At 69.2% G+C, this 16,602-nt stretch carries 13 protein-coding genes and 1 pseudogene; 8 read left to right on the plus strand and 6 right to left on the minus strand.

Features of this window, described 5'->3' with window-relative positions; translation table 11 throughout:
• On the plus strand, positions 1 to 239 hold a 239-nt coding region (locus ACWD68_RS36760), incomplete at its 5' end, for a hypothetical protein (RefSeq protein ID WP_451810810.1).
• Positions 240 to 479: 240 nt separating this feature from the next.
• Here the strand turns inward: ACWD68_RS36760 and ACWD68_RS36765 are convergent.
• Together ACWD68_RS36765 and ACWD68_RS36770 are read right to left on the minus strand one after the other, a co-directional pair.
• A complete protein-coding gene (locus tag ACWD68_RS36765; protein WP_451810811.1) occupies positions 480 to 1,403 on the minus strand; it encodes an RNA polymerase sigma-70 factor in 924 nt (307 codons plus the stop codon).
• A 315-nt stretch (positions 1,404 to 1,718) separates the two neighbouring features.
• On the minus strand, positions 1,719 to 2,657 hold the full coding sequence (locus ACWD68_RS36770) for an NAD-dependent epimerase/dehydratase family protein (RefSeq protein ID WP_451810812.1): 939 nt from the start codon (positions 2,655 to 2,657) through the stop codon (positions 1,719 to 1,721).
• A 615-nt stretch (positions 2,658 to 3,272) separates the two neighbouring features.
• Here ACWD68_RS36770 and ACWD68_RS36775 point away from each other — a divergent pair.
• The 3 genes from ACWD68_RS36775 to ACWD68_RS36785 all read left to right on the plus strand — a co-directional run bounded on the left by ACWD68_RS36775 (position 3,273) and on the right by ACWD68_RS36785 (position 5,562).
• The gene (locus tag ACWD68_RS36775; protein ID WP_451810813.1) at positions 3,273 to 4,136 is read left to right on the plus strand and encodes a helix-turn-helix domain-containing protein; all 864 of its coding nucleotides are present in this window, start codon (positions 3,273 to 3,275) and stop codon (positions 4,134 to 4,136) included.
• Positions 4,137 to 4,242: 106 nt separating this feature from the next.
• Positions 4,243 to 5,025 carry a hypothetical protein gene (locus tag ACWD68_RS36780; protein WP_451810814.1) on the plus strand — a complete coding sequence of 261 codons (783 nt, stop codon included), beginning with the start codon at positions 4,243 to 4,245 and terminating at the stop codon, positions 5,023 to 5,025.
• Positions 5,026 to 5,355: 330 nt separating this feature from the next.
• Entirely contained in the window at positions 5,356 to 5,562 is a 207-nt protein-coding gene (locus ACWD68_RS36785; protein WP_451810815.1) for a DUF397 domain-containing protein, read from the plus strand.
• Positions 5,563 to 6,533: 971 nt separating this feature from the next.
• On the opposite strand, the gene ACWD68_RS36790 is transcribed toward ACWD68_RS36785, so the two are convergent.
• From ACWD68_RS36790 to ACWD68_RS36800, 3 genes are all read right to left on the minus strand, one after another.
• Positions 6,534 to 6,818 carry a type II toxin-antitoxin system VapC family toxin gene (locus tag ACWD68_RS36790; protein ID WP_451810816.1) on the minus strand — a complete coding sequence of 95 codons (285 nt, stop codon included), beginning with the start codon at positions 6,816 to 6,818 and terminating at the stop codon, positions 6,534 to 6,536.
• Between the two features lie 121 nt (positions 6,819 to 6,939).
• Complete coding sequence (locus ACWD68_RS36795; protein WP_451810817.1) at positions 6,940 to 7,350, minus strand: hypothetical protein; 411 nt, start codon at positions 7,348 to 7,350, stop codon at positions 6,940 to 6,942.
• A 236-nt stretch (positions 7,351 to 7,586) separates the two neighbouring features.
• Positions 7,587 to 8,678 carry a ferritin-like domain-containing protein gene (locus ACWD68_RS36800; RefSeq protein ID WP_451810818.1) on the minus strand — a complete coding sequence of 364 codons (1,092 nt, stop codon included), beginning with the start codon at positions 8,676 to 8,678 and terminating at the stop codon, positions 7,587 to 7,589.
• A gap of 1,184 nt (positions 8,679 to 9,862) precedes the next feature.
• Between ACWD68_RS36800 and lanKC the strand changes: the two genes are divergently transcribed.
• The gene (gene lanKC / locus ACWD68_RS36805) at positions 9,863 to 12,526 is read left to right on the plus strand and encodes a class III lanthionine synthetase LanKC (protein WP_451810819.1); all 2,664 of its coding nucleotides are present in this window, start codon (positions 9,863 to 9,865) and stop codon (positions 12,524 to 12,526) included.
• A gap of 274 nt (positions 12,527 to 12,800) precedes the next feature.
• Here the strand turns inward: lanKC and ACWD68_RS36810 are convergent.
• Positions 12,801 to 13,994 (minus strand): annotated as a pseudogene (locus ACWD68_RS36810) (RNA-guided endonuclease InsQ/TnpB family protein).
• A 743-nt stretch (positions 13,995 to 14,737) separates the two neighbouring features.
• Between ACWD68_RS36810 and ACWD68_RS36815 the strand changes: the two are divergent.
• From ACWD68_RS36815 to ACWD68_RS36825, 3 genes are all read left to right on the plus strand, one after another.
• Positions 14,738 to 15,196 carry a hypothetical protein gene (locus ACWD68_RS36815; protein ID WP_451810820.1) on the plus strand — a complete coding sequence of 153 codons (459 nt, stop codon included), beginning with the start codon at positions 14,738 to 14,740 and terminating at the stop codon, positions 15,194 to 15,196.
• 684 nt (positions 15,197 to 15,880) lie between these two features.
• Positions 15,881 to 16,087, plus strand: a complete 207-nt coding sequence (locus ACWD68_RS36820) for a hypothetical protein (protein ID WP_382006583.1) — start codon at positions 15,881 to 15,883, stop codon at positions 16,085 to 16,087.
• On the plus strand, positions 16,084 to 16,467 hold the full coding sequence (locus ACWD68_RS36825; RefSeq protein WP_451810821.1) for a hypothetical protein: 384 nt from the start codon (positions 16,084 to 16,086) through the stop codon (positions 16,465 to 16,467). Before ACWD68_RS36820 ends, ACWD68_RS36825 begins: the two co-directional genes overlap by 4 nt.
• The last annotated feature ends 135 nt before the right edge of the window (positions 16,468 to 16,602 follow it).

Raw genomic sequence — 16,602 nt, forward strand, 5'->3', positions numbered from 1 at the left:
GCCGGGCCAGATGCGGCGACGCTCCGCGTCGCCATCATCAGATTCGCTTCACCCCCGGCGTGAACGCCGGGGCACTGCGAATGAATCCCGGTAGCCAGTGGGCGACCCGTTCGCCGTTGCGGCCGGGGCGGGTGCTGCCGATGATGATGCCGATCCTGGTCATGTCCGATTCTCCTGTGCTGGTCCTGGTCCTGGTTCTACTTCTGGTTCCGGTGCTGGTGCGCTGGGCCTGTCGCTGACTGCTTTGGAGTGGGGCGCGGCACGTCGTTGCCGTCCGGCGGTGCTTCTCCTGATCGGTCCGGGGGGCTCCGTCGCAGGTGCCTGTCTGTCCGCGGTGGTGAGCTCGTGGTCCGTTTCCTCGACCCCGGTGCGTACGTCCGCGATGGCGGGGTGCTGCCTGGCGCTGTGGCGGGCTCCGCGGCCGCATGGGGTCACCCGGCGCCCGGCGTCACAGGTCTGGTGTGCGTCGAGTGCTTGGGTCAGCCCGCGTCCGGGTGGAGCTGCTGTGTTTCGCGCAGGACTGCCCAGGCGTCTGCCACGGGGCCCATGTGGGCGAGCTTGTCGGGGTTGCTGACCGTGCGGATCGTCTGGATCCGTCCGTCGAGGATGTCGAGTGTCCAGGTGTTGAGGACCTTGCCGTCCCGGTCGCGGAAGACCGCGCCCGGCTGGCCGTTCACGTGGTGGGGTTCCACGATGCCGCCGATGCGGACGAACGGCGGGAGGAGGGCGGCGAGCACCTGGGACACAGCGTCGGCGCCGGTGAATCCCCTGGCCCACTGCGGGGCCTTGCCGCCGCCGTCACCGAGCAGCGCCACGTCGGCGGCGAGCAGTGTCCGCAGGCCCTCGATGTTGCCTTCGCGGACGGCGTCGAAGAACTTCTCGGCGAGTTCGTCGCGTTCCTTGCGGTCGGCCTCGAACCGGGGCCGGCCCGCGTCCATGTGTCGGCGCGCCCGCACGGCGAGCTGGCGGCACGCCGCCTGCGATCTGCCCACTGCCGAGGCGATGTCCGCGAAGCCGAAGGCGAATACTTCCCGCAGCACGAACACCGCCCGTTCGAGCGGGGAGAGCCGTTCCAGCAGCAGCAGGGATGCCATCGACAGCGAGTCGGCCAGTTCCGCCGACTGCTGCGGGTCCTCGTAGGGGTCGGTGAGCAGCGGCTCGGGGAACCACGGCCCGACGTACTCCTCCCGTCGCAGGCGGGCCGAGCGCAGGACGTCGATCGAGAGCCGGGTGACCACGGCCGACAGGAACGCTCTCACCGATGCGGGCGGGGTCGGGGAAAGTTCGTAGCGCAGCCAGGTCTCCTGGACCGCGTCCTCGGCCTCGCTCACGCTGCCCAGGATGCGGTAGGCGATGGAGAACAGCAGCGGCCGCAGCTCTTCGAACTCCTCCGTCTCCGTCACCGGGTTCCTCCGAGGATGCCTCGGTCTTCGGGCCGGGGAGGAGTCGGATTCCTGCGGAGCAGGGCAGGAAGCGGGATTTCGCCCCCAGGGCTGAACACCGTTCCCCTGATTGGGTAGGGTGCACGCCGTGCGGTGCGAGAACCGAGCGCGCACACCGTGTTGATCGGGAGCCAAGACAGCACCTGCACCTCCAGGCTTTGCTGTGTCAGACCGGGCTGGTTTCAACCCGGCTGGTGTTGATCGCGGAAGACCTGCCGGGTCGCTGACCCGCAGGCGGCGTGAGCCAGGAATCCCCTGCTTTGGCTGGGGGAGGATTCAAGCCAGCCCCTCCTGGAAGCCCTGGCGCCACGACGGATAGCGCGGCTGCCAGCCGAGCTCCCGTTTGGCCTTGGCGTTGGAGAAGCCGCGGCCCTCGGTCATCATCGTCACCACCACCTGTCCGGCCAGCAGCCGGGCCAGCCACACCGGGACCCGCATCGGCCGCTTCGCTCCCGCGCACGCCGCCAGGTGGGGCAGCCACTCGCTCTCCGGGGCCGGTTCGTCGTCGACGATGTTGAACACCCCTGTCGCTTTCTGCTCCACGGCCAGGACGGTGGCGCTCGCCGCGTCGTCGAGGTGGATCCACGAGGCGTAGCCGGTGCCGTCCCCGACCAGCGGGAACTGCCGCTTGCGCACCAGTACGAGCTGGTCGTCGCTGGCGCCGGGACCGTAGAACGCGCCGTAGCGCAGTACCGCGCCGCCGGCCGCGCCGACCGCGTCCTCGACGTGGCGCAGTGCCGCCATCGCCGTGTGCGCGGCTGTTCCCTCGTGCAGGTCCAGCGGGTCCTGTTCGGTCTTGATCCATCCGCCCTCGCGGATGCCGTTCCAGTTGGCGTAGCCCTGTGCGACGAAGTGGGGGACGCCGGTCGCCTCGGCCGCGGCCAGCAGGTGGTCCGTCCCCTCGGTGCGCAGCCGGACGGTGGGGACGGACCACCGGTCGAAGTGCTTGAGGTCGGGCTTGCCGGCATGGGCCAGGGAGATCCCGGTCATCTGGTGCACGATCACGTCCGGTCGGGCGGCCGCCACCGCTTCGCCGACGGCCATCGCGTCCAGTCCGTCCATCACCACCGCCTGGGAGCCCAGTTGCTCCACCAGGCCGAGCTTGGCCGCGCTCGTCGTCGTGGCCGTCACCTGGTGACCACGCGCCACGAGTTGCGGCACCAGCCGCCGTCCCAGAACCCCGGTCCCGCCTGCCACGAACACCCGCATGACCATCACCTTCCCGCTGTCGAAGTCGGTCTCCGGGATCTGGGACGAGACAGCCCCGCCGTCTGTGACATCGCGGCGCAGGCGGTGAACACACTCCGCGGTTAGAGGTGCGGTGCAGGTGCTGCGGCACGCAGGCCCACCGGCCGGGGCGGCACCCGGCGCGCCGGATGCGCGCCCGGCAGGGACGCGGAGGGGCGCACGGTGCCCGTTCAGGGTCGGGCTCGTGCCAGGCGTGGTGGGGTTGCTGTTGCGGCAGTGGGTTGGTGGGTCGGGTGCGGGGCTGCAAGCCCTGTCTGGGGCTGCGCAGTTGACCCGGTTGCTCCCCGTGGGTGGTGTGGGCGCCCGGTCTCGCGTGGGCGTTGGGCCCGGCGGCGCATCTGGTGGTAACCCACGCCCCGGTGATGCTTCTTTTCACCGTCTGTATCTGATTGATGGGCGGTGTTTCGGCCGGAACGGTTCGTGCCCTATGGTTGAGTGACAGGTAGCAGATGACGAACTGGCAGACGGCTGAAAGCAACTGACGGACTATCGTATGGCCCGCCGCAGATTGCAGGTCGCACACAGATGCCGTACTGATGGAGAGGTCGCTGCTCACCTGTAGTCAGATGGAGAGGAAGCATTGTGGCCGACCAAGATCCGCAATTCGCGAAGCGGAGACTGAGTCGCAGGCTCCGCGCGATCCGTGAGGCCGCCGGGAAAACCCAAAAGGACGTGGTCGACGCCCTGGTCTGGTCCATCTCGAAGGTCATCCGGATGGAAGCCGGTGACGTGGGGATCTCCGTCACCGACCTGAGGGCTCTGCTGCAGTTCTACGGCGTGACCGACCAGCAGCAGATCGACGAGCTGACCGAGATGGTCCTGACGTCCCGCAAGCAGCCCTGGTGGGCGCGCTACAGCAGGACGATGACGTCGAGCTTCTCCTCGTACCTAGGGTACGAGACCTCGGCCTCCATCATCCGCAACTTCGAGTCCAACCTGATCCCCGGGCTGCTGCAGACCCGGGAGTACGCCCAGGTGCTCATCGACGACTCCGACGGCCAGCAGGACATGTGGGTCAATCTGCGGATGGAGCGTCAGAAGCGGGCCCTGGAGAGCCGGGACCGGCAGTTCTTCTTCATCCTGGACGAGACCGCCACGCGCCGCGTCGTCGGCAACGAGGTGGTGATGCAGGCACAACTCGAGCGCCTGCTGGCACTGAACGAGCTCCCGCACGTGACCATCATGGTGGTGCCGTTTTCCCGGGGCATCTATCCGCGCTTCCGATCGCCCTACGTCATTTTCGAGTTCTCCGACGCGAACGACGACATCGTTGCCTACCTGGAAAATCCTGACGGCAGTCTGATTCTCAGCGAGAAGGCACCGATGGCGGACCAGAGGAAGCCCTCGGACTATCTGCAGGACTTCTGGATCGTCGAGGGGGACTATGCCGAGGAAATCTCGCCGGAGTTCATCGAGAGGGTGACTGCCAGCTTCGCCATGACGTGAGACAGACGAAAGGGAGCCGTCTCGGCCTAGCCGGCAAGCACCGCCGAGGGCTCCCCATCGCAAACCGCTCCAACCGTTGCATACAACTCAGACAGGAGGGTTCGTCGTGCAGTCTAGCGCTCAGGGGACGCGCGGTCCCACGCTGCGATCCACCCGCACCCAGTCAGCCCCCTCGCGCGGCAATCCGCCCCGGGGGCAGCGTGCCGTCCGGGCTGGCGCGGTCGCCGTTGCGGTGGTCGTGCTGCTCATCGGCCAGAGCAGTCCCGCCGTCGCCGCCGACGGTGCCGAGTCCCAGGCGGCCGGCTCGCTGCCCTGGTATCTCGCCCTGGTGTCGAGCCTGGCGGCCGCGGGCGTCAGCGCGGGCGTCACGCTCCTCACGGCCCGCACCTCGCTCGCCCAGGGCCAGCGCAACCGCCGCCAGGACCGCACGGCAGCCCAAGCCCTGCAGGCAGCCCAGCACGCGCAGCAAGAACTGCGGGACAGGAAGATCGCCAACCGGACGGCCTGGACGGCCCACTACCAGCGGATCGACGATCTCCTGGTCTCCGTAGGCCGGATCGAGTACGAGATACGCCGGCGCAGACTCCACACCGACGACCCCGAGGCGGCCGATCTCCTTCAACTGAAGAAGGCCGCGGAGCAGTACGCCACCTACGCGCCCGGACGGCTGCCTGCGGCACTGACCTCTCTTGCCACCGATCTGGACGCCGTCAGCACTCACCTCCTGCCGACACTCACCGACCTCAACACCCCGCCCCAGCCCCGCTCCCTGCACCTGTGGCACAACCTGTTCGCCCAGGCCGGGGAGCAGGCGCGCGCCGCGGACCACCTCACCCGCACCCTGAAGAAGACGCAAGCGGCCCTGCGCCACGAATGGGGAATGGACTGACCCGGGCACGCCTCCCACCACCCCGGGGCGCTCCCCCACCCCTTGGACACAAGCCTCGCGCCCCCTCCCCTGCGCCACGCATTCCAGGCACCGAGGCGATCGGTTTCAGTCAAAAGACAGACAGGAGCACCCAAAGACAGCCTTATGTCACTACACATCATGATTCATCAGCCCTGCCGTTGACGCTCCGTGTCTGGCCCACCGGCAGCAGGCTGCGGATACTTAAGCGATTTGCCAACTTCTGCGGGTCCAGGGAAAACACGCCTCGCAACCAAGGAAGGCGATCTTCCAGGATCGACAACTGTCCGCGTCTGGCACGGGAGGTGCTGAGTGAAAGCGTCTGGCAAGGGCGGAGACCCCTGGCGAAAGAGCACATACAGCGGAGGGGCCCAGGGGAATTGCCTTGAGGTGAGGCTCCTCGGGAACGACATCTCCATTCGCGATTCGGCCAATGCCTCTGCCATGCTGGCGCATGTGACCGCCCCGGCTTGGAACAAATTCATCCAGGCCGTCAGGGAAGGTCACCTCTCGCCCTAAAAGGCCTGCTGCGAACGCCTGTTACTCCCGCACCGCCCTCGGACCGGACCCGCCGCGCACTCCCTTGCCTGCACGACCAGGCAAGGCGAAAGCCGCTCCTCGGCCACCGCCGCACACAGACCACGCCCGGCAGCATTCCCTGGGAGACACCCCCAGACATCACCCTCACTCCAACTGACGGCATTTCACTCTGCCGAGCGAGATGGAGTGATGCCGCCCTGTTCACCTGGCGCCGACGAGTGAGGTCCGCAGTTCCCGAAGGAACGCTCGGCTGCGGCCACCTCGCTCGACAGCCCGGCCCGGTGGGCCAAGCGCAGGCCCTGCGCAGGGTCAAGGAGCAGAGGTCGCGCTGCCGACCCCTGCCCTCGTCACACACGCCGCCCTGGACGCGGCCGGCAAAGCGCCCAGCTGCACGGAACTTGGCTTCGACCTGAGCCACCTGCTCGCAGCTCGACTGACCGCCCATCGCAATCTCCCGTTCCAGCCGGCACCCGTCACACCGCTCGCGCATGTCGGCCATCTGCTCCAGGATCAGGTCCAGCTTGCCCGCCAGGTCGACATCCCCGGACCCTGGCGGCGCGGACTGCGGCGACTCTGCGGAACCGTCGTCGGTACCCCCGCGTCTGCCGGTTCTTCCCAGAAGAGGCTTTCGCCGATGACGTACACCAGTTCTTCCGGATGCGGCGCACTCGGCCGGGTGCGGGAGGGGATCTCCTTGCACGGGTTCTTGTAGACCCTTGCGGGCATGCCCTTCCAGGGCCAGCGCGACCAGGGCCGCTCGGTGTTCTCTTCGCTGGGGCCGATAGCCTCGGCGGCCTCCGCTGCAGTCAGCCGGGTGCCCTTGGGCAGTGATCCGTTGCGGATCTTCTACACAAGGGCCGCGTGGGCGAGGTGCCGCCCGAGGGCAGGCGTGGGCCCACATGCTCTGTTGCCGTCAGCGCTGCCGTCAGGGGTGTAGACCACTGGTCGGCCTACGGCAGCAGCGTCAGCGCGGGGACGTGGGCAGGCTTGACGACGCTGAAGTGCCGTCGGTCGAGGGTGGCTACCCGGTCCACGTCGAAGCATTCGGCTACCGCGATGACCGAGGCGTCGACCCCGCCGAGCGGAAAGTCGGCGTATTGGAGGACCAGCTCAGCCATGCGCGTCAGGTCGGTGGGAGTGAGGTGGACCAGCTCGAATGTTCCCCGTGCGACCTCGGCGAGGAACGCCGCTTCAACACGGGGCCAGCGCTCCAGCAGCCAGCAGACCTCGGTCATGACCGGACTGGGCAGCAGACGGCGGCGGTCAGCGACGTCAGCAGGGAGGCGCACTCCGGGTGACGCCGGTCGGCCGCGTTGAACGCCGCAGCCAGGGGTCCGGTGTCCAGGACCGTGGCAATCACGCCGAGTCGCCGAAGCGCTCGCGCATCCGCTCGCGGATGTAGTCGTCGTGCTGTTCAGCCAGATCCTCTGGGCCATTCACGCTGCCGATCAGGGCCAGCAGCCCGGCAGGGACCGACTCCTCGTCCTCGTTCGCGTCGACTGCCGACAGTGACTGGGCAACCTGGGACAGTTCCTCATCCTGGGTGACGAGCAGGCGCAGGCGTCGCACCTGGGTCGGGGAGAGTCGGTCCACCAGGTGGTGCATGTCCTCGTAGTCGAATGCAGCGGTCACGTCAGCAGTGTAGGACGGCCCTGCGGCCTTGGACAGCTGGATCGGCAGAGGTTCACCCCCGCTGGCGTGCGGGCAGTCGCCCGAGAATTGCCAGGAAGCCAGCGCACGTTCCAGCGCCGCGACGCGGGTCGCCATCCCCCATCCGCACCCGGCACCTCGCCTAAAGCGGGTGAGGTGCTTCGCCGCAGTCGTGCTCCCACGCGTGCGCACAGGTGCCCGGGCCCCGCATGCCGGACAGTCGTTCGTTCCATTCTGTTTGCGGCTTGATCAGGCGTCAGGTCACGCGGGAAGTCTCTCGGAACCCCCCTCGCACAAGCCGCGGGTTCTGAGAGGAGTTCCGCGACGGCCCGGCCACGGGCACGGGCCCGTGTTCAGCGCGGGCGGAACTGAGGACCGTACGTCTCCGGCGTGCCGGTGATCGGGATATCCATCAGCTCCACGGCCGGGTTCTCCAGTCGGCGCATGTTGCGCACGGCCGTGTGCAGGCTGCGGGGACCGCTGTCGGCCCACGCCGCATCGAGTGCTTCCAGTACGGCGGTGTAGGTGCTGTCGAAGGCGCTCAGGAGTCGCTGGGCCTCGGCGGGCGGCTGGTCCCAGCCGCCCGCCGGGACCCTGGCCATGGGCCGCGCGTCGGGGAAGAGCACGGGCGCTCCGGTGAACTGCCAGCCCTCCTCGGTCTCGCGCAGCCGGCGGCCGTAGTAGATCTCGGCGAAGGCGTAGTAGTGCGCCACATGGTCATCGCCCGGGGCGTCGGCAGGGGAGCTGGAGGTGCCTTCGCCCTGCTCGCGGACGATCTCGATCGCGTGCTCGACGTCGTCGAGGGTTGCGACCGGCTGGAGAAGGTCCCCGCCGATACGCTCGTTCAACTGCCGGCGGGTCGACAGCTCGGGTGCGACGGCCCGGAACGTCTTGAGCACTTCCTCGTAGAAGACGCCGATGCTGAGCGGGTCGCCCACGCTGCCGGTGAGCGGTGCCGCGGGGGCCTCGATGGCCATCATCACGTCGTGCACGAACGACCGGGTCAGGCCCGACAGGTAAACGGTGGCCCCGGGGTGCACCCCGCCCGGCAGCGAGCCGGGATAGACGGGTGCCCCCTCTTTGATGCGCGGCCGCCCGCCCAGCGCCACCAGCAGATTGCAGACCACTCCGAGGTGGTACATCTCGTCGAAGACGATGCGCTGGATCACCTGGGCGACGTCGCTCTTGCGGTCCTTGACGGACCACCAGCCGCACAGGTACGGCGGGATGGTGGAGATCTCGATCTCCACAGCGACCTGAAGGGCCGCCCGGAGCCAGTCGACGTCGCGGCGCTTCCGCGGAACGGCGACCAGACGTACCGCGGTCCCGCCCTGCGGTGCGGGAAGCTGTCCGGGTTCCGGCCGCTGCGGGGCAGGGGCGGCGGCCGTCGCGGTGGGGGTACCGACCGCCAGCGCAGCCGATGCCAGGAGACTGCGACGCCTCAACGGGGCAGCAGCCGGCCCTTCGGGAGAACTTCTCCTGTCCGTCACTGCACCCTCCACGCACGCCCTGACTCCGGGCCTTGCCCACGAGGTGGGCGGCAACCGGCGGATCGATCATGAAGCTAGCAGCCGAAGCCGGTCTCCCCCGGAGCGCCTGCGCAGCGTGGCGCGTCCTTGCACGCGGACGGCCCAGTACAGGTTCCCGAGGAGGGGCGCGCATACAACCTCGCCGCCCTGGCGACAACGGCAACAGCAGCAACGACTGGTACCGGAGTGGCCGGAGACCAGGACACCGCCAAGGTGTCGAAGCCTCGTGGAGCCGACCACAAGACCCGCACCACCCGCCCCCGTCGCACGGCGGGGACGGGGCGGGCAGGTGGCGCAACCCTGCCGCAACAGCGGCAGACGGAAACGAGAGACCGTCCTCAAGCCGAAGCCCTGACGCTTTGGTGATGTGACGGACCTTCCGAGCCGAAATACCCGGAATGCTGAGACCCGACTACGGACTCAGCAACGGCTTGCCCCATGACCGCGTCCCGGCCGGGGACGGGGGCCCCTCGGTGCGAGGGCGCCTGTACATCTGCAACCGGCCGTGCCGGCTCGGCTCAGCTCGTGGTTCCGAGCGGATGCCGTGCGGCGAGCCGCGGCCGGCTACGGACGGGTTTCAGAGGGGCGGCGTGCCGGGCAGGGACACCTTCCGTGCCGGTATGACAAAAGGATCGTCCGGACCGGCATGACGTCCGGGCATATTTTGCGCCGCATCCGGCGCCGGACCGATGCCGTCTTCGCCACGCCCCAGGGCCCAGGCGCCGCGGAACTGCCCACACGGCCCCGTCCTGCGAAATCTCCTGGTCACAGCCTTGGTGGGGTGATGACGGGCGCGTCCGGATCAGCCGGTGCACGGCGCGCCGGGCCGGTTCGGTGATCCGGTGCACGCCTCGGCGCTGTTGGTGAATATGCAGTCCGACTATCACGCCGGAGTAAACATTTATCAGAAAAGCCTTCATTCGCGCCGTTGTGGACGAAGTGGCGCTTTCCCGATACTTCGAGTTGTCACAGCCCTGTCAGGGAATCCGGCTCCCGCCGATGACGTACTCGGCTCCCGCCGCACCCCGGGGCGTGACCGGTCCCCGCCCCCCTCACCGTCCCACCCGCACCTGCCCTGCCCTGCCCTGAGGAGAAGTCCGATGGACAACCGGTACGAGGCCTACGCCTACGCAGACCCGATCTTCTACGACTCGCCGCGACGGTGGGGCGCGCAGGAGGAGTTCGCCGCCGTCAGCCGGCCGCTGCCCGCGGGATGGGAGCGCGGCGACCTGGAGATCTGGGCGATGGTACGCCCCCAGGACGTCCAACTGCCCTCGCAGGGCTGGAAGATCCACGTGTCCTCGTGCGCCGATGACGCCGAGGCGGTGCTGGAGGAGGTGTACGCCTACTGCCTGCGCGAGCACATCACGTTCAAGTTCCTGCGCGGGCTGCCGATCCTGCAGATGCAGAACTCCAAGTACTCACCACGCGGGTCGAGCGGGAAGTTCTGCACGCTCTACCCGGTGGGCGACGGCGAGTTACGCCGATGTCTGGACGGCCCCGGCCGGCTGCTGGCCGGCCGCCGCGGACCGTACATCCTCAGCGATCTGCGCTGGGGGCAGGGCCCGCTCTACCTGCGCTACGGCGGATTCGCCGAACGGCACTGCCGCAACGACGCCGGCGAGCGCGTGCTCGCCCTCGAAGACCCGGACGGACGGCTCGTTCCCGACGTGCGCGGTGCCGGATTCTCGGTCCCCGACTGGGCGCCCGTGCCCGCCTTCGTCGCCGAGGCCCTCGCCGAGCGCACCGCGCGGCGGGACGACGGACTGCCCTACACCGTGGAGCGTGTCCTGCACTTCTCCAACGCGGGCGGCGTCTACGTGGCACGCAAGGGCGCCGAGGGCCCGCGGGTGGTACTGAAGGAGGCCCGCCCGTACGCGGGGCTGGACCAGCGCGGGGTCGACGCCACGACCCGGCTGCGCCAGGAACACGCCATGATGACCCGGCTGGCCGGACTGCCCGGCGTCCCCGCCCTGCACGGGCTGCTGACCGTCTGGGAACACCGCTTCCTGGTCCAGGAGTTCGTCGAGGGACAATCCCTGAGCCAGTGGCTGACCGCGCGGTACCCGCTGATCCATCCCGGCGCGGACGACACCGTGGTGGCCGAGTACACCCGGGACGCGGTCGCGATCGTGGAGCGCATCGAGCGGATCCTGCACGCGATGCACGCCCGCGGAGTCGCGTTCGGGGACCTCCACCCGCGCAACCTGATCATGCGGCCGGGCGGCGACATCTGTTTCATCGACTTCGAACTCGCCAGCCCCGTCGACGACTTCGTCCGCCCCGCACTGGGCACCGCGGGATTCACCGCGCCGTCGGGGTACACCGGCCCCGACATCGACTGGTACGGGCTGGCCGCGATCCAGCTGTGGCTGTTCCTGCCGCTGGCGCAGTTACCGGCCCTGGACGCGGGCAAGGGCGCCGAGCTCGCCGAGGTCATCGAGCACCGCTTCCCTCTACCCCCCGGATACACCGCCGAGATCCGCCGTCTGCTGGCGCCCTCGGCCTCGGACGGCCGGACCCCGCGGCCCGAACTCGGCCTGCGCAGGGCCGAGGTCCGGGCCCTGCTGACCGGGCCGCGGGCCGACTGGCCGGCCATCCGCGACTCGCTCGCCGCCGGCATCCAGGCGATGGCCACCCCCCACCGAGCCGACCGGCTCTTCCCCGGCGACATCGCCCAGTTCACCCAGGGCGGCCTGGGCCTGGCCCACGGAGCGGCCGGCGTCCTCTACGCCCTGCACGCCACCGGTGCGGCCATCGACGCCGAGCACGTGAAGTGGCTCGTCGACGCCGCGCGGACCCGGCCGGCCGTCCCCGGTCTCTACTCCGGCGGACACGGCGTGGCCCACACCCTGGACCTGCTCGGGGAACGGGAGGCCGCGCTCGACCTGCTGGACCGGCTCGCCCGGGCCCCGGACGGCCCGCCCGGCCCAGACCTCGCCTCCGGCGACGCGGGCATCGCGCTGGCCCTGCTGCACTTCGCCTCCGCCACCGGCGACTCCCGGCTGCTGGATTCCTCCCTGGCCCACGCGCGGGCCGCGGCCGACGAACTGGAGAAGGAAAGCCCCGGCGGCGGGCGGCGCAAGGCCAGCCTGCTGGCCGGAGCCTCCGGTGCGGCGCTCGCCCTGGTCCGCCTCTACGAACACACCGGTCACCAAGCCCTGCTCGACCAGGCCGAGACCCTGATCGCACGGGACCTCGACCGGTGCGTGACCGCCGCGGACGGCACGGTCCAGGTCCTCGACGAGTACCGCGTGCTCCCCTACATCGAGACCGGCAGCGCCGGTATCGGACTGGCCTTGAACGCCCTGCTCGCCCACCGGCCCGACAGCCCCTCGGCCGGCTACGAAGCGCCGATCCGCCGCGCGGCCGAACCCGAGTTCATCATCCAGCCGGGCCTGTTCAACGGCCGCGCGGGACTCCTCGGCTATCTGGCCCTGACCCGGCCGCACATCCCAGGCACCCCAGGCACTGCGCAGACCCCGGGTGCCCCGCGCACCTCGCACCTCCCGGACGCAGCGGACGCGGCCGACGACCGCCAGATCGCGCTGGACCGGCACCGCAGGCTGCTGGCCCTCCATCAGATCTCCTACCAGGGCCATCTCGCCTTCCCCGGCGACCAGTTGCTGCGACTCTCGGCGGATCTGGCGACCGGCTCCGCCGGCGTGCTGCTGGCCCTGGGCACCGCGCTGGCCGGCACCCCCTTCCTCCCCTGCACCGGCGCACCCGGCCGCACACCACCAGCGCCCGACGGCCACGGCTGACCCGCCCGGCCCCCCGCCCACCGCGCCGGCCGGCCGGACCCCGGCCCGACCGCCTGCCCGTCCGGCGAGGGACCGGCACAATCGCCGGCCGCGTCACCACGAGCCGCGCCACCAGGCCCGTACCACCGCAGGCCGTATCACCCCAACGCGCAACACATGCAGCCGAGTTGCGCCCCAAGACCCCCGACCGACAGCCGCCGGCCGGGTGATCCACCCGTCAATCAAAGGAGAACAGCCATGTTGACTTCCTCCCCCTCCTGAAGGAGGGGGATTCCTACGGCTTGCGCCGTGGGGTTTCCTGCTTCGTTGCCGACTGCCCGCCCGGAGTGCTCCGTTGAGGTCTTACACCAGCTCCACAGGCTGTCACCGCCAGTCCGGCGGCCAGCAGATTCTTCGCCGCGTTCACGTCCCGGTCATGGGTCGTGCCGCAGTCGCATGTCCAGGCGCGGACATGCAACGGCATCCGCTCCCGCAGAGCGCCGCAAGCGGAGCACAGCTTGGAGGAGGGGAACCACCGGTCGACGGCGATCACCTCACGTCCGTACCACTGGGCCTTGTACTCCAGCAGGCTCCGCAAGTCCGTCCATGCCGCGTCCGAGACGGCTCGGGCCAGGCTCCGGTTCTTGACCATGTTACGGACACTCAGGTCCTCGATCACGAGCGTTTGGTTCTCGCGCACGAGTCGAGTGGTCAGCTTGTGCAGGGTGTCGCGGCGGCGGTCGGCAATCCGGGCATGGATCTTCGCGACCTTGCGGCGGGCCTTGGCCCGGTTCGCGCCGTCGCCCCTGGCCTTCTTCGCCAGGCGGCGCTGCGCTTTGGCGAGGGCGGCACGGTCGCGGCGCTCGTGCCTCGGGTTGGTGATCTTCTCGCCGGTCGACAGGGTCAGCAGGTGGTTCAGGCCGACGTCGATACCGACGGCCGTATCCGTGGCCGGGAGGGGCTGGACGGACGGGTCGTCGCACAGCATCGAGACGAACCAGCGTCCGGCCGGATCCTGGGAGACGGTCACCGTCGAGGGGGACACGCCGGCGGGCAGCGGACGCGACCACACGATGTCCAGCGGCTCACGCATCTTCGCGAGCGTCAGCTTCCCGTCCCGGAAACGGAACCCGCTGGTGGTGTACTCGGCGGACTTCCGCGACTTCTTCCGGGACTTGAACCGCGGGTACTTCGCCCGCTTGCCGAAGAAGTTGGTGAACGCCACCTGCAGGTGCCGCAAAGCCTGCTGCAACGGAACCGACGACACCTCGTTCAGGTACGCCAGTTCCTCGGTCTTCTTCCAGACCGTCAACATCGCCGAGGTCTGGTAGTAGTTCACCCGCTCCTGCCGCGTCCACGCCTGCGTACGCGCGGCCAGCGCCAGGTTGTAGACCTTCCGCACGCATCCGAACGTGCGCAACAACTCCGCCGCCTGCACATCGGTCGGACAAAAGCGCTACTTGAACGCCCGCTTCACGTAAGTGGCCACGGCTCACAAATTAGTATCAACGTTGGCGAAGGATCTAACCTGCCGGTCAGAGCACTGAGATCCGCCCTGACGGCGAATCCCAGCCCGCTGCCCTGCTCCGCAGGAGTCCGTTTCTCCCCCGCAAGCGGGAGGTACCCCCACCCCGGCCTGAAGGCCGGGTATCCACGGAGGAGTTCCGATGACGGCGAGCGAGGCAAGGAAAAGGGTCACCGAGGCTGCGAACCCCAAGATCGCGTACCTGCCCGGTGCGGCCAGTGCGACCAGGCCCCGCCCACGACGGCAGCCAGCCACCCGCCGGCAATCGATAGTGCTGCGACAAGAGGGACCGGCGCGAGGAGGACCATCGGCGGAATGACGGCGATCCTGGGCCCAATGTCCAGTCGCTGGTAGGCAATCACCAAGGCAATCACGGCAGTGGTGAAGGCGAGGGGCATCTCTGCCAGACGGCCGCAAGCAGAGGCGGTGATAGGGGCGAGTGTGCGGTGGTTCCCCCGTATCCGTCGCCCCCCGCTGTCGGCAAGGTCCTGTCGCTGCGAGGCTGGTGGAGGTCTTCGCGCAGCCGGGATCGTTGATGGCCGCGGCCGATGTGGCTGGCGACCGGCTTGCGACGCTGCCCGTGTGCTCGCCGCCCGCGCCCCGCACTGGACCGCGTGTGGAAGAAGATCACGCGAAAGGGTGACGGAGGAAGAACTACTCAAAATTCCGGTGGAAGATGGGACATTCCTCCACCGGAAGGACCCCCCATGCATCTGACGCGCACCGCAGCCGTGACCTCCGCCACCGCGCTCGCCTTGCTGCTTCCCGCCACCAACGCCCACGCCGCCGCCGTCGCCTGCGGCGGCTCCGTCTCCACCCAGGGCGTCGCCGCCAACGGCTGCATCAGCGCCGAAAAGGGCAAGGAAGGACGCATCTACACCCGCGACATCAAAGCCCACGTCGTCCTGACCAACACCCGCCCCCACGCCGCCTACGTCGACTACGAAGCCTTTTTCCGCGTCGTCTCCGGCGGCCACTGGGTCAAAATCGGCAACGGACGCACCCTCGTCCCCCGCCGTACGACCACCGGCCCCACCGAAATCGGCAGCACCACCCGCGTCTGCTTCGTCGTCAACGCCAAGGTCGAGATTCGCGTCCACGTCAAACCCGCGGGAGGCGCCTGGAGCAACTGGACCGGCGCCGCGACCTCCCAGTGCCAGACCTGACCGCCACGGCGTCCTGCGCACGCCGTCCCCGTGAAACCCCAGGCAGAAATTTTCGCGGGGGACGACGTGCTGTGACGTCAGCTCCCAGATACACCACCAATGTTTGACATCCAACCTAGTCGTCCCAGGTCAGCAGGCTCCGCACGACTAACTTCCCTGTCGAAGGACACATGCGGGGGGGGCGATGCACACAAGGCTGGGCGCCGCCTCGAATGGAACACCTCCTTTGCGTGGCATGACAGCTTCTCTCCGGGCACCCCGCGCCTGCCCGCAGTCGTGCGGGTGGGTGTCGCGGGCCCGGGTGGGGACCTTGGCCGTCAAATGCTGTCCCGGCGCGGGCGGGGATACAGCGGCGGGCGGTGCGCGTCCTGCCGGACGGCATCGCACGGAAACCGGCTGCCCCTCCCCGCCAACTCGTGCCTGTTGTCCGGCACGTCGGCGGGCTGCGGCGACCGTCTGCCGCCGGCCGGTGCGGGGGCATGCTCGGGGCTCGCGGCGCGCCTTCGGCTTGCGGGTCGTAGTCGTGCGCGACGGCGCGGCTGCCAGTACGCACGAGGACCGGACAGTCCGCGGGCCGGCCCGCTCGCCGTGAGCCTCGCGGATTCCGAGCGGCGGCTTCCCGCCTTATATCTCGGGCGCGCAGTTTGGTACCGCGTTCGGTACCAAGCGAGGTACCTTGGATTCATGCCTGCACTCAATGTGGAATTCAGCGAGGACGAGATGGCGCGGCTGCGTGACCGGGCGGCTCTGGCGGGCCGGAGCCTGAAGCAGCACGTCCACGACGTGACAGTCGAAGAAGCCGACCGGCTCGCCTTCGTGGAGGGTGCGGTCGCCGAAGCCGCCCGGGTGCTGCCTGGCGTCGAGGCCCGCTTCCCTGCAGGACAGCGATGAGCCCGATCATCCGCGTCGATGTCGGCTGGGTCCTGCAGATCCAGTCGGCGATCTCCCCGCTGAACGTGCCCATCTCGGACTGGGGCAGCCTGGGGTACATGGCCGACCGGCACACGTTCGAGCGGGAGCGCGGCGTCCTGTACTACGAGGAGGTTGCCTCCCGGGCCGCGACCTTCCTGCACACCGCGCTGCTGCTGCGCCCGTTCACCGACTACAACCTGGTCATCGGCTGGGCCTGCGCCAGCCAGTACATGCATCTCTCCGGCCAGCCCCTGCAGCCCAAGGACGATGACCTGTACGAACTCGCCCAAGCCATCCGCGGACAGGAAGCCGATCTGCGTACCGTCGCGCTGCGCCTGGAGTCCTGGCGCAGCGAGTGATACGGCCTTCGCCGCGGTGGTCGGCGGCTGGGGCACGGTCGAGCTGAACTCTTCCACAGACCAGGGCTTCGGCACGTTCGCCGGCTGTGCCCTCGCCGTGCGGCGGCGCAGCCGCCACATGGGACATGCCGTGCT

The sequence above is a fragment of the Streptomyces sp. NPDC005141 genome (genome assembly GCF_053599975.1).